Consider the following 12,580-nt stretch of genomic DNA (forward strand, 5'->3'; position numbering starts at 1 on the left):
CTAGCGACGCTGCGCGAGCCGGGCGGATTCCTAGGCGGCGGGCAGTAGCGTGGGCTCGTGGAATTCCTGCTCTATCTGGGCGGCATCGTGTTCATGCTGATCGGCCTCGGCCTCTCGATCGGTCTGCACGAGGTCGGCCACCTCGTCCCCGCGAAGCTCTTCGGCGTGCGTGTCGGCCAGTACATGATCGGCTTCGGGCCGCGCCTGTGGTCGAAGCGGATCGGGGAGACGGAGTACGGCTTCAAGCTCCTGCCCCTGGGCGGCTTCATCTCCATGTCGGGGATGTATCCGTCGTCGAAGGACAGCGGGCCCGCCTCCGGGGCGTTCCGCACGCTCATCCAGGACGCGCGTTCTGCCAACGACGAGACCATCGCGGAAGGCGCCGAGGACCGGGTCTTCTACAAGCTGCCGGTGTGGAAGCGCGTGATCGTGATGCTCGGCGGACCGCTCATGAATCTCGTGCTGGCCGTGGTGATCTTCACCGTCCTCGTCAGCGGGATCGGCGTGCAGCAGGGGACCACCACGGTCGCGGCGGTGAACGAGTGCGTGGTCCCCGCGTCGTCGACGGCGACCGAGTGCGGGGCCGACGATCCGGAGTCCCCGGCCGCTGCGGCCGACGTGCAGCCGGGCGACGTCCTCGTGTCGATCGACGGGAAGCCGGTGTCGACCTTCGCGGAGGCCACCGCCATCGTCCAGGCCTTACCGGGCGAGCCCCTCGCCCTCGTCGTGCGCCGGGACGGCACCGAGCGGACGCTGACCCTCACGCCCATCGCCGCGGAGCGCACCATCACGGACGCGAGCGGGCAGCCGGTGCTCGACGACGACGGCGATCCCGTCGTGAAGGAGGTCGGCTATGCGGGGATGATCGCGCAGATGGGCTACGTGCAGCAGCCGCTGACCGCCGGACCCCAGCTGGCGGCGGACACCGTCGCCCGGGTCGGCTCGCTGATCGTCACGCTCCCGGTGCGGCTGTGGGACGTCGGGGTCTCGCTCGTGACGGGAGGGGAACGCGATCCGAACGGGCCGCTGAGCGTCGTCGGCGTCGGGCGTCTCGCGGGCGAGGTGGCCGCGACGGACGCTCCGGTGCTCAACCGCTTCGCCGTGCTGCTCGGCCTTCTCGGCTCGCTCAACGTCGCGCTCTTCGTCTTCAACCTGATCCCGCTGCTGCCGCTCGACGGCGGGCACATCGTCGTCGCGCTGTGGGAGGGGATCAAGCGGGCGTGGGCGAAGCTGTTCCGGCGGCCGCCCCCGGCCCCGGTCGACGCCACCAAGCTCGTGCCGCTGACCGTCGTCGTCGCGACGCTGCTCATCGCGATGGGCGCGCTCCTGCTCGTGGCCGACCTGTTCAACCCGGTCAAGCTCCTGGGCTGAGCGGCCGGAACGCGCTCAGCGCAGGGCGTGCGCCGCCAGGCGCTCCAGCGTGCGGATGCCGTCGCGGGACAGGATCGATTCGAGGTGGCCCTGCACCGATGCGAAGCCGTCGCCGCGGAGCGCGTAGACGTCTCCGGTCACCGGATCCGCGGAGACCTCGGCCGGGCCCACCGTGGTCGCTCCGGGGTCGACCCGTGCCGTGAAGGTGTTGTAGAACCCGATCGAGGCATCCTCGCCGAACACCGGCACGGCCTTCTGCAGCCCCTGGTGCGGAGCGTCGAGGGGCGTCAGCGCGATCCCCATCCGGTCCGCCAGGATCTGGTGGCTCAGGCAGACCGCGAGCAGCGGCGAATGCGCCTGCAGGCGGGCCGCCACGATCTCGCGCATCCGGGCGATGCGCGGGCTCGCGTCGTCTCGGGGGTCGCCGGGGCCGGGGCCGGCGACGACGAGATCGGCCGTCTCGACCGCTTCGTCGTCCACCTCGTCCCAGGACGCGATGGTCACGTCGAGCCCGAGGTGCCGCAGCTGATGCGCGAGCATCGTCGTGAAGCGGTCCTCGGCGTCGACGACGAGGGCGGAGCGGCCGGAGAACGGACCGGTGAAGTCCTCGCCCTGCGGGTTCAGCCAGAACTCGGCGAGGCGGGCGTTGCGCGAGGAGAGGAGCGCGGCGACGTCCGGGTCGTCCGCGAGACGCTGCGGCTCACCGGGGGCGTCGGCGTCGCTGCGGGCCTCGGCCACGCGGTCCCGATCGATCGCGCCGATGGCGCCGAGCACGCCCGCGGCCTTGCCGTGGGTCTCGGACACCTCGCCGTGCGGGTCCGAGTGGCGGACGAGGGTCGCGCCGACGGGCACGCTCAGCTCGCCGTCGCGCAGGTACACGGTGCGGATGAGGATGGGCGCGTCGAGGTCGTGCCCGCCATCGGCGTTGGGCGTGAAGAGCGCCGCGACGCCCGAGTAGTAGCCCCGGGGCTTGCGCTCGTGCCGCCGGATCACGGCGCAGGCGTTCTGCATGGGGGAGCCGGTGACGGTCGGGGCGAACATCGTCTCGCGGAGGATGTCCCGCGGGTCCAGCCCGCTCCGTCCGCGCAGCATGTACTCGGTGTGCGTCAGCCGCGACATCTGCTTGAGATGCGGGCCGGTGATGCGTCCGCCGTCGGCGCAGACGGCGCTCATCATCTTGAGCTCCTCGTCCACGACCATGAACAGCTCCTCGGTCTCCTTGGTCGACGCCAGGAAGTCGGTGAGCGTCTCCTTCGTCGCGCCGCCGGCCGGATGCCGGAAGGTGCCCGAGATGGGGTTCATGGTGACGACGCCGCCGCGGGCCACGACGTGCGCCTCGGGGCTCGCCCCGACCGCGATGTGCCCGGGGGTGACGACCGCGAACGTCCAGTAGGCGCCGCGCTCGTGGGCGAGCAGAGCCCGGAACCAGGTGAGCGCCGCCTGGCGCTCGTCGGCCTCGACGGTCGCGGTGAAATCGCGGCGGATGACGAAGTTCGCACCCTCGCCGCGGCCGATCTCGTCCGCGATCACGGTCTCGACGATCCGCGCGTACTCCTCGTCCGCGATGTCGAAGCCCTCATCGCGGAGCGCGATCGGGGCGGTCGGAAGCGCGTCGAGCACAGCAGCAGTTGGCAGGTCGAGGTGCTCCGCGACGACGAGGCAGCGCAACGGGGCGCCGTCGTCCTGGGCCACGAAGCCGCGTTCGCGGACCTGCCGATACGGGACGAGCGCGAACACCTCCCGCGGCTCTCCCTCGACCGTCAGGGGGATGTCGGCGAGCAGGTCGACGTCGGTCACATCTCCGGTGAGCAGCTCGACGGTATCCGCGCCGTCCCGGGCGATCAGCACGAAGGACGCGGTGGGGTCGGCGCTGAGCTCGTCGAGGCGAGAGAGGGTCATCGATGTCTCCTGTGCGAGGGCTCCGGCTCGGCGCAACGAAAAGACCGCCCCGGAGGCGGTCTGGATTCGAGGGAACGCGAACACACCGCCTAGGAGGCGGGCCACCAGGTGATGTGCGCGATCATGGGGCGAAACTACCACACCCGCCGCATCCAGCCCTTCCGCATCCGGGCGGCGTAGGCTGGGATCGTGCCAGCAGTGAATCTTGGGATGCCGAAGGTCCCCGAAGTCCTCGCCCCGCGTCGCAAGTCCCGTCAGATCAAGGTGGGCAAGGTGCTCGTCGGCGGCGATGCGCCCGTCAGCGTGCAGTCGATGACGACGACGAAGACCACCGACATCAACGGGACGTTGCAGCAGATCGCGGAGCTCACCGCCTCCGGCTGCGAGATCGTCCGCGTCGCCGTGCCCTCGCAGGACGACGCCGACGTGCTGCACATCATCGCCAAGAAGAGCCAGATCCCGGTCATCGCCGACATCCACTTCCAGCCGAAGTACGTCTTCCAGGCGATCGACGCCGGCTGTGCGGCCGTGCGCGTGAACCCGGGCAACATCCGCAAGTTCGACGATCAGGTCGGCGAGATCGCGAAGGCCGCCAAGGACGCGGGCGTCTCGCTCCGCATCGGCGTGAACGCGGGCTCGCTCGACCGTCGCCTGCTCGAGAAGTACGGCAAGGCCACGCCGGAGGCCCTCGTCGAGAGTGCGGTCTGGGAGGCCTCGCTGTTCGAGGAGCACGACTTCCACGACTTCAAGATCTCGGTCAAGCACAACGACCCGGTCGTCATGGTCAAGGCCTACCGTCAGCTCGCCGAGCGGGGCGACTGGCCGCTGCACCTCGGCGTGACCGAGGCGGGACCGGCCTTCCAGGGCACGATCAAGAGCGCGACCGCCTTCGGCATCCTGCTGGGGGAGGGCATCGGCGACACCATCCGCGTCTCGCTGTCCGCGCCGCCGGCCGAGGAGGTCAAGGTCGGGCACCAGATCCTCCAGTCCCTCAACCTCCGGGAGCGCAAGCTCGAGATCGTCTCGTGCCCGTCGTGCGGTCGGGCTCAGGTCGACGTCTACACGCTCGCGGAAGACGTCACCGAGGGGCTCAAGGAGATGACGGTGCCGCTGCGCGTCGCCGTCATGGGCTGCGTCGTGAACGGCCCGGGTGAGGCACGCGAGGCCGACCTCGGTGTCGCCTCCGGCAACGGCAAGGGCCAGATCTTCGTCAAGGGCGAGGTCATCAAGACCGTCCCGGAGGCCGACATCGTCGCCACCCTCATCGAGGAGGCGAACCGCATCGCCGCCGAGATGGGACCGGACGCTCCGCTCGGCACCGCCCAGGTCGTCACCGCCTGATCCGAGGAGTGCCGTGTCCGACATCCTGCTGCCTGCGCCGGTCCAGGCCATGATCGACGCGATCAACGCCGGGGACACCGACGCCTTCGTCGCCGCGTTCACCGCGGACGGCTTCGTGAGCGACTGGGGCACCGTGAAAGCCGGTGCCGACGGCGTGCGCGGCTGGGCGGACAGCGATGCGATCGGCGCCGGGGCGCGGATGACCGTGCTCTCGGCCACCACGGACGGCGACACGACGCGCATCCGGTTCGCGTGGAGCAGTCGCGTCTTCAACGGCGAGTCCGATGGGATCCTCGTCGTCGACGGCGACCGGCTCGCCAGCTTCACGATCCCGCCGTCCCACTGACACCCCGTGCCCGATCGGCACCATCGTTCCGTCGTCTCTCCGAGGAGCCCCATGACCACGCCCACGATCGTCACGTTCCCGGACGGCAGCCTCCGCGGAGACGCCGTCGTGACCCGCGTGGCGGACGACGCCGACGGGACGGTGGTCGTCGTCGACGCCACGCCGTTCCACCCCGTCGATCACACCTGGCCCGATCAGCCCGGCGATACCGGCGACATCTCCGGCGATGCCGGAGCCGTCCCCGTGACCGAGGCGCTCATGGCGGCCGTCTCGGATGACGGCGCGTTCGCGGTGGGCAGCGCGATCCCCGTCAAGCGCGGGGCCGAGGGGTGGACCTGGCTGGTGGGCCACCGTCTCGATGGTGCCGCGCCCGCCTGGCTCGCGGAGGGAACGCGCGTGGCGCTCTCGGTCGACGAGGCGCACCGTGCCGGCCTCAGCCGCGGTCACACCGCGTGCCACCTCGCCTCCCTCGCCCTGGATCTCGCGGTCGCCGACCTCTGGCGCAAGGACCCGGGGGAGGATGCGCTGGGAAACCCGGACTTCGAGGGACGGGCGAACCAGTCCAGCCGCATCCACGAGGACGGCGCCGTCGACGAGTACCGCCTCGGCAAGAGCCTGCGCCGCGCGGGTTTCGACACCGAGACGTTCGCGGCCACGCTGGCGGACCGCGAGCAGCGCATCAACGCACAGCTCGCCGCATGGGTCACCTCCGCTGCCGCGAGCCGCATCGAGGTGGACGGACCGACCATCGTCGACCGGCGACGCTGGCACTGCGACCTCCCCGAGGGCGAGGCCGTGATCCTCTGCGGCGGCACCCACGTCCGTTCCCTCGCGGAATTCGCCGCCATCGCGGTGACTCTGGATCTGTCCGACCCGCAGCTCCTCGTGATGACGACGACCGCGACTCCCGCCTCCTGAGCCCTCGCCCGCCTCAGGCCTTCGCGCGAGGACAGGCGCCAGCGGCCGGTGTCGCCTGCTGTCGCATGCCTGCCTGTTCCCGCGATGAGGTCAGCGCACGAACCCTGCCTGCACCCGACCACCGGCGAGTTCCAGTTCCTCACTGACCCGCGCCGCGAACCCCGGGATGTCTCCGGCGAGCAGCGGAGCGCTGAGCTGCTCGGCGCGCTCGGGACTCCACGCGCGCAGACGTCGGGGGAGCCACTTCCCGGAGCCGATCCACTGCCCGTCGGTCAGCAGCATCAGCTCGGCGATGCGCTCGAACAGCAGGCCGGCCACGACGTGCTGCTCGAGCGGGTCCGTGGCGTCCTGGAGGTCGTCGAGCAGATCGGTGATCACGTACCGCCGGAATCGTGACTCACTGTCCTCCACCGTGGGCCCGGCGGCGAGCACCGCACCCCACCGGGCCCGCAGGTCGTCGAGCCCGGGCCCGGAGAGCACCGGCACGCCCTCCACGAGCATGTGCACGATGACGGGTCGGTGCTGCGCAAGGCCGCGGTTCGCCCATGTCTCGAACCCTTCCGCCGTGTAGGCGAAGACCTCGAAGATCTCGCCCTCGAACTCGCAGGTGAGGGCCTCGCTCTGCTGGGCGCGATCGGTGAAGAGATCATCGTCGATGAGCAGGAGGTCGATGTCGCTCGTGCGCGTGCGCTGGCCGCGGGCCGTGCTCCCGGCGACGATCGCGATGCGTGCGCGCGGATACCGCGCGGCGATGAAGCGCCCCACCCGCTCGACCTGATCCATCTCGACAGGGTAACCGGCGGCTCAGGCGACGATTCGCCGGCGCAACGCGCGGAAGAAGCCCCGGATGGCGAGCTCTCGCTCCTCTGAGCGGAGGTGCTGCCAGATCTCGAGCTGTTCACGCCGCTTCTCGAGGTCCGGGGGAAAGGGGCCGTCGCCGGAGTCCCAGACCAGGAACGCGAGGATCATCTGCACTTCCCACGCGGCCGCCATCGGTGTGCTCAGGAGGGAGTTCGGGGCGAACGGGCTGACACTCACCGCACTCTGCAGCGGGAGAAGGCTGGAAGCGAGGGGGTCCGGATGTGTCTCGCTCGTGCGGACGGCGATGCCGTCGTCGAGGATCGCCAGGATCCTCTGCCGCTGCGCTTCCATCGCGGCGAGGGCGCGGTTGCGCCAGGCGAGGCAGGCAGCGACAGCGACGAGGGCCACGGAGAAGGAGCCGGCGATCTCGAGCTGGGGGCTCAGGAACCAACACGTGTACACCACGAGGATCACGGCCGCTGCGGTCATCGCCGTGTAGGCCCGTCCTGCCCGATGCAGGTCTGCGGTCGGGGCCGTCGAGAGGACAGGGGGAGTCAGCATGAGGGCCGTCCACCCCCAGAAGGCGCCGAGCACGGCGATCGTGGCGAGCAGGAGCAGCACCTGGGGGTCCCGGCCGATCGTCGGTGTCAGCGCCGCCGCACCCGCGCCGATCGCCAGCAGCAGCGAGAACGCGACGGACAGCCCCAGTACTGCGGCACCGATCCGGTGCCGCGCCTTCCGGGCGAACCGGGTCACGCGACTGTAGCCGTTCGCGGTCAGAAGCGTGACCAGCAGGATGACGGTCGCCATCGAGCATCCGATCCCGATACCCATGCGAAGGGACATGTCGTTCGCGGTCGCAGCCGGCACAACGGTGAACGCGGCGGCTGCGCCGAGGGAGAGGAAGACCGCCAGGCACAGGCGGAAAAACCACCAAGGGGCGGAGCGCCAGGAAGACACCGGGACTTCCACGAACGAGGAGGCCAGCGCGAAGAGGTCGAGCGGGGGACGCGTCACGGATTCGACCGGCAGGGAAGGCATGGAGCGAGTATGCCGACCAGCACGGACATCGTCCCGAGAGGCGCCGACGGCCGTCTCGTCTCAGGCTGACGCTGGTGGAGGATCAGGCGAACGCGGCAGCACAGGCTCTTGCGCCGGTAAGCGCCTGATCCCGCGTCCTCGCCTGACCCGGCGGAGTCAGACGGCGAGCTCAATCTCGCCCGTCGCGATGTCCACGCGCACGACGCGCAGCCGCACCACGTCCCCGGGCCTGGCGAGACCCACCGCCGCGGTCGTCGTGACCGCGGGCTCCGCGATCTGGACGGCGGCCCGCTCGCCCCGGAGCTCGATGACCGTCGCCTCGACCGTCTGCCCGACCAGAGGCGTGAGCAGCGCGGCCTCGACGCGGTTCACGGTGTCCGCGTCCAGCTGCGACGCCCGTCGGCCCGAGTCCTGCATGAGCGCGGGGAGGTCGCCGAGGGAGGAGCGCACCCACTCCGGCACCGGCTGTCCCGTCGACACGGCGAGGCAGATGGTGAGGACCCAGCGGTCGACGAGCCGGCGGAGGGGAGCGGTCGCATGTGCGTACGGGGCGCCGATCGCGGCCTGCACGGCGTCGGCGGGCGGCTCCCCGTCGAACACGAGGTACCCCGCACCGCGGAACAGCGAGGCGGCGGCTTCCAGCACCGGGAGGGTCATCGGGTCGGAGCGGTCGAGGCCGCGGAGGTACTCGCCGTACGTGCCGTCGGTCCACGGGCGCCCGAGCGCCTCCGTCTGGTGACGGAAGGCCGCGAAAGCCGCCTCGTCCGGCTCCGGCATCGTGCGGAGGATGCCCACGCCTGCGTCGATCATGAGCGTCGCGGCCGCGATCCCGGTCATGAGCGACAGCTGCGCGTTCCACTCCTCCACGGGCAGGGGGCTGCGGCGCTCGATCGCATAGGTGCCGTCCTCGGTGCGCACGACCTCCTCGTCCGGGACGTTGAGGCTGGCTCCACCGCGCCCACGCTCCTGCTCGAGGCGGAGGGCACCGATCTCCGGCAGCAGGGCCGCGTGGCCGCCGTCGCCCCGGTCCAGCGCCTCCTGGGTGGACGCGTAGTCGAGCTGCGCACGGGACCGGATGAGGGCGCGCTCCAGCCGGAAGTCGGTCACGGTGCCCGCGGCATCCAGCGCGAACGTCCACACGAGTGCGGGACGGTCGACATCGGGGAGCAGGGAGACGCGGTCCTCGCTCAGCACCGGCGGATGCAGCGGGATCGTGCCGTCCGCGGCGTACAGGGTCTGTCCCCGTCGGCGGGCCTCCGCGTCCACGGCACCACCGGGGGTGACGAAACCCGGCACGTCCGCGATGGCGTACCGCACCCGATAGCCGTCGCCGTCGCGTTCGAGGTGGAAGGCCTGGTCGAGGTCACGGGCGCCCGCCGGGTCGAGGGTCGCGAACGGGATGTCCGTGAGGTCGAGCTCCGGGGTCGTGGCCGAGGCCGCTTCCGCCTCGGCGAGCACGTCGGCGGGAAACACGGTCGGCGTGTCCAGGGCCTCCCGCAGCGCGGAGAGCGCCGCGGCGAGCTCGGTCTGAGCGGCGGAGGGGGAGACATGCGAGCGGCGCTGGGGCATGCCGCCAGCCTAGGTCGAGCACCGGGACGATCCGCCGCAGCCGGCCCGCGTGCCCGCATCGGCCGCTAGCGTGGGGACATGACCACTGCTGCCAAGGCCCAGACCCTCGTCGAACTCTATGACGCCCCGGAGATCCTCCGTGTGGTGAACGTGTGGGATGTCGTCTCCGCACGCGCCGTCGCCACGCTGCCGGAGACGAAGGCGATCGCCACCGCCGGTCACGGCATCGCCGCGTCGTTCGGCTACGACGACGGGGACACCCCGCGCGACGTCATGATCGACATGGTCGGACGGATCGCGGCGGCCGTGTCCGTTCCCGTCACCGCCGACCTGGACGACGGGTACGGCGACGCGGGGGAGACCACCCGCCTCGCGATCGCGGCCGGCGTCGTCGGCGCGAACGTCGAGGACCGCCTCAAGCCGCTCGACGAATCGGTCGCCGTCGTCGAGGCCATCGTGAAGGCCGCGGAGGCCGAGGGCGTGCCGTTCGCCCTCAACGCCCGGACCGACGCGTTCGTGCGCGCCGGATCGCGCCCCGTGGAGCAGAGCATCGCGGATGCCATCCAGCGCGGTCGCGCCTTCCTCGACGCGGGCGCCACCGCGGTCTTCGTCCCCGGCATCCTCGACGCGAACGTCACGCGTCAGCTCGTCGAGGGGATCGGTGAGCGCAAGGTCAGCGTGATCGGCATCCCCGGCGCGCTCGCCGCCTCCGAGTACGAGAAGCTCGGCGTGGCCCGCATCTCCTACGGTCCGCTGCCGCAGCGCGTGGCGCTCACGGCTCTGCAGGAGCTCGCGGAGAGCCTCTACGGCGGCGGTGTCGTGCCGCAGGGACTCCCGGCCCTCAACTGAGCGACGAGGCGGGTGACCGCGGCTCACTACACTTGAGCCGTGGTCACTCGTCTTTCGAACTTCTTCCTCCGTACGCTCCGCGAAGATCCTGCCGGTGCCGAGGTCGCCAGTCACAAGCTGCTGATCCGCGCCGGGTACATCCGACCGCAGGCGGCAGGCATCTTCGCGTGGCTGCCGCTCGGCCTGCGCGTCAAGGCGAAGATCGAGACCGTCATCCGCGAGGAGATGGCCGCCGCGGGTGCGCAGGAGGTGCACTTCCCCGCGCTGATGCCGCGCGAGGCGTACGAGGCCACTGGGCGCTGGGACGAGTACGGCGATCTGCTGTTCCGCCTCCAGGACCGCAAGGGCGGGGACTACCTGCTGGCGCCGACGCACGAGGAGGCGTTCACGCTGCTCGTGAAGGATCTGTACTCGTCGTACAAGGACCTGCCGCTGACGATCTTCCAGATCCAGGACAAGTACCGCGACGAGGCCCGGCCGCGCGCTGGTCTCCTCCGCGGCCGCGAGTTCACCATGAAGGACGCCTATTCGTTCGACGCCTCCGACGAGGGGCTGGACGCGAGCTACCAGGCACAGCGGGACGCGTACGAGCGCATCTTCCGGCGGCTGGGCCTCGAGTACGCCATCGTGCAGGCCGACGCCGGGGCCATGGGTGGCTCGCGGAGCGAGGAGTTCCTGCACCCGACCCCCGTGGGCGAGGACACGTTCGTCCGCAGTGCCGGCGGCTACGCGGCCAACGTCGAGGCCTTCAGCACCCCGGTACCCGCGCCGGTCCCGTTCGACGCCGACGGCGCCCCCGTGGTCTTCGACTCTCCGGACACGCCGACCATCGAGACGCTCGTGGCGCACTGCAACCGCGAGCTCGACGGCGAGTACACCGCCGCCGACACGCTCAAGAACGTGGTCCTCGCCTTGAAGCACCTCGACGGCACCCGTGAGCTCGTGATCGTCGGCATCCCCGGCGACCGCGAGGTGGACGAGAAGCGCGCCGAGGTGGCCTTCGCGCCGGCCGAGGTGGAGACCGCCACCGCCGAGGACTTCGAGAACAACCCCCTCCTGGTGAAGGGCTACATCGGTCCGTGGTCGCCCACGGGCGCCGTGCTGGGCGAGGAGTCCGCGACCGGCATCCGCTACCTCGTCGACCCCCGCGTGAGCGAGGGCACGAGCTGGATCACCGGCGCGAACATCGACCAGAAGCACGCGCACTCCGTCGTCGCCGGACGCGACTTCGAGGCGGACGGCATCGTGGAGATCGCGAACGTGCGCGCCGGCGACCCGGCGCCCGACGGCTCCGGTCCGGTAGAGCTCGCCCGCGGCATGGAGATCGGTCACGTCTTCCAGCTCGGACGGAAGTACGCGGAGGCGCTCGGCCTCAAGGTCCTCAACGAGAACGGCAAGCTCGTCACGGTCACGATGGGGTCGTACGGCATCGGCGTCACGCGGATCCTGGCGATCATCGCCGAGCTCAACAACGACGACAAGGGCCTCATCTGGCCGGCCTCGGTCGCCCCGTTCGACGTGCAGGTCGTCGCCGCCGGGCGCGACCAGGTCGCCTTCGACGTCGCGGAGGACCTCTCCGCGCAGTTCGAGGCCGCCGGGCTCGACGTGCTCTATGACGACCGTCCGAAGGTGTCGCCCGGAGTCAAGTTCGGTGATGCAGAACTCGTCGGCGTCCCGAAGATCGTGATCGTCGGCCGGGGCGCCGCCGACGGCCAGGTGGAGTTCTGGGACCGCCGCACGGGCGAGCGCGAGGCGGTCTCGGTCGCCGAGGCCGTGGAGCGGCTCTCCGCCACGCGCTGACCCGGCGCCGCCGGTCGCTCAGCAGGTGACGCGGCCGTGGTTCATGATGTCGTCGTCCGGGGTGTCTCGGGTCACCAACGCCTTGAGCGCCCCGGCGGCCATCGCCACCTTGCCCTTCGCCGGTTCCCAGAACTCGGCGACGACCGGGGTGACCGCGAGCAGGGCGATGCCGGGGGTGTCCAGCCCGTCCTCGAACCAGATGTCGAGGGAGGGGGAGTAGAGCTCCTCCATCTTCGCGCGGTCGTGGACGACCTCGGCGGTGCCGGCGACGGACACGTAGCGCATGCCCTTCGCGTCGCAGTAGGCCAGCCCGACATCATGGTGACGGCGCGCCTCCTCGACCTTCTCCGTGTCTTCCGCCGTGAAGAACCAGATGGCGCCGGCGTCGTCCATCTGCCTGGTGGACATCGGCCGGCTGACGAGGTTCCCGTCCGGGTCGGTGGTGGTGAGCATGGTGAAGTCGATGTCCTCCACGAGCTCCTTGATGCGGGCGAGGGCCTCGGGTCCGGTGATCTCTGTCATGTCGCCATCGTGGCGCCACCGCCGACCGAGGGCACGGGCGTTGACACCGTGTCCCGCCCATGCTGCGGAGCGCGGGGGCGCGGATCCTCGGCGTTGCGTCCCGTCGGCGGGAGGCCGCGTGGG

At 71.0% G+C, this 12,580-nt stretch carries 11 protein-coding genes; 6 read left to right on the forward strand and 5 right to left on the reverse strand.

Annotated features, from left to right (window positions below; translation table 11 throughout):
- Positions 1-57: 57 nt before the first annotated feature.
- Positions 58-1,371 (forward strand): M50 family metallopeptidase, encoded by a 1,314-nt coding sequence (locus ACFU8V_RS08910; protein ID WP_378870556.1) that lies wholly within the window; start codon positions 58-60, stop codon positions 1,369-1,371.
- Between the two features lie 15 nt (positions 1,372-1,386).
- Here the strand turns inward: ACFU8V_RS08910 and ACFU8V_RS08915 are convergent, their stop codons facing one another.
- Positions 1,387-3,270 (reverse strand): chorismate-binding protein, encoded by a 1,884-nt coding sequence (locus tag ACFU8V_RS08915; protein ID WP_378870559.1) that lies wholly within the window; start codon positions 3,268-3,270, stop codon positions 1,387-1,389.
- A 210-nt stretch (positions 3,271-3,480) separates the two neighbouring features.
- On the opposite strand from ACFU8V_RS08915, the gene ispG reads away from it, so the two are divergent.
- The 3 genes from ispG to ACFU8V_RS08930 are packed head-to-tail and all read left to right on the forward strand — an operon-like array spanning position 3,481 to position 5,875.
- Positions 3,481-4,611 (forward strand): flavodoxin-dependent (E)-4-hydroxy-3-methylbut-2-enyl-diphosphate synthase, encoded by a 1,131-nt coding sequence (gene ispG, locus ACFU8V_RS08920; protein ID WP_025103167.1) that lies wholly within the window; start codon positions 3,481-3,483, stop codon positions 4,609-4,611.
- Between the two features lie 13 nt (positions 4,612-4,624).
- Positions 4,625-4,957, forward strand: a complete 333-nt coding sequence (locus ACFU8V_RS08925; RefSeq protein WP_249522025.1) for a nuclear transport factor 2 family protein — start codon at positions 4,625-4,627, stop codon at positions 4,955-4,957.
- Between the two features lie 51 nt (positions 4,958-5,008).
- A complete protein-coding gene (locus tag ACFU8V_RS08930) occupies positions 5,009-5,875 on the forward strand; it encodes a hypothetical protein (protein ID WP_249522024.1) in 867 nt (288 codons plus the stop codon).
- A 90-nt stretch (positions 5,876-5,965) separates the two neighbouring features.
- On the opposite strand, the gene ACFU8V_RS08935 is transcribed toward ACFU8V_RS08930, so the two are convergent.
- The 3 genes from ACFU8V_RS08935 to ACFU8V_RS08945 all read right to left on the reverse strand — a co-directional run bounded on the left by ACFU8V_RS08935 (position 5,966) and on the right by ACFU8V_RS08945 (position 9,286).
- Positions 5,966-6,658: a hypothetical protein gene (locus ACFU8V_RS08935; RefSeq protein WP_025103170.1), complete on the reverse strand. Its 693-nt coding sequence runs from the start codon at positions 6,656-6,658 to the stop codon at positions 5,966-5,968.
- 21 nt (positions 6,659-6,679) lie between these two features.
- Positions 6,680-7,717 (reverse strand): hypothetical protein, encoded by a 1,038-nt coding sequence (locus ACFU8V_RS08940; RefSeq protein WP_025103171.1) that lies wholly within the window; start codon positions 7,715-7,717, stop codon positions 6,680-6,682.
- Between the two features lie 156 nt (positions 7,718-7,873).
- Entirely contained in the window at positions 7,874-9,286 is a 1,413-nt protein-coding gene (locus ACFU8V_RS08945) for an RNB domain-containing ribonuclease (RefSeq protein WP_249522023.1), read from the reverse strand.
- A gap of 78 nt (positions 9,287-9,364) precedes the next feature.
- On the opposite strand from ACFU8V_RS08945, the gene ACFU8V_RS08950 reads away from it, so the two are divergent.
- Entirely contained in the window at positions 9,365-10,135 is a 771-nt protein-coding gene (locus ACFU8V_RS08950) for an isocitrate lyase/phosphoenolpyruvate mutase family protein (RefSeq protein WP_126894547.1), read from the forward strand.
- A gap of 39 nt (positions 10,136-10,174) precedes the next feature.
- Positions 10,175-11,935 (forward strand): proline--tRNA ligase, encoded by a 1,761-nt coding sequence (locus ACFU8V_RS08955; RefSeq protein WP_378870565.1) that lies wholly within the window; start codon positions 10,175-10,177, stop codon positions 11,933-11,935.
- Between the two features lie 18 nt (positions 11,936-11,953).
- On the opposite strand, the gene ACFU8V_RS08960 is transcribed toward ACFU8V_RS08955, so the two are convergent.
- Complete coding sequence (locus ACFU8V_RS08960) at positions 11,954-12,457, reverse strand: pyridoxamine 5'-phosphate oxidase family protein (protein WP_062634954.1); 504 nt, start codon at positions 12,455-12,457, stop codon at positions 11,954-11,956.
- Between the last annotated feature and the right edge of the window lie 123 nt (positions 12,458-12,580).

The sequence above is a fragment of the Microbacterium sp. NPDC057658 genome (genome assembly GCF_042799975.1).
Lineage (GTDB): Bacteria > Actinomycetota > Actinomycetes > Actinomycetales > Microbacteriaceae > Microbacterium.

What these genes read in the sequence shown, in the direction of transcription:
- ACFU8V_RS08950 (WP_126894547.1), top strand. Translation starts at nt 9,365, where the DNA reads ATGACCACTGCTGCCAAGGCCCAGACCCTCGTCGAACTCTATGACGCC.
- ACFU8V_RS08945 (WP_249522023.1), bottom strand. Translation starts at nt 9,286, where the DNA reads ATGCCCCAGCGCCGCTCGCATGTCTCCCCCTCCGCCGCTCAGACCGAG.
- ispG (WP_025103167.1), top strand. Translation starts at nt 3,481, where the DNA reads ATGCCGAAGGTCCCCGAAGTCCTCGCCCCGCGTCGCAAGTCCCGTCAG.
- ACFU8V_RS08930 (WP_249522024.1), top strand. Translation starts at nt 5,009, where the DNA reads ATGACCACGCCCACGATCGTCACGTTCCCGGACGGCAGCCTCCGCGGA.
- ACFU8V_RS08940 (WP_025103171.1), bottom strand. Translation starts at nt 7,717, where the DNA reads ATGCCTTCCCTGCCGGTCGAATCCGTGACGCGTCCCCCGCTCGACCTC.
- ACFU8V_RS08960 (WP_062634954.1), bottom strand. Translation starts at nt 12,457, where the DNA reads ATGACAGAGATCACCGGACCCGAGGCCCTCGCCCGCATCAAGGAGCTC.
- ACFU8V_RS08935 (WP_025103170.1), bottom strand. Translation starts at nt 6,658, where the DNA reads ATGGATCAGGTCGAGCGGGTGGGGCGCTTCATCGCCGCGCGGTATCCG.
- ACFU8V_RS08915 (WP_378870559.1), bottom strand. Translation starts at nt 3,270, where the DNA reads ATGACCCTCTCTCGCCTCGACGAGCTCAGCGCCGACCCCACCGCGTCC.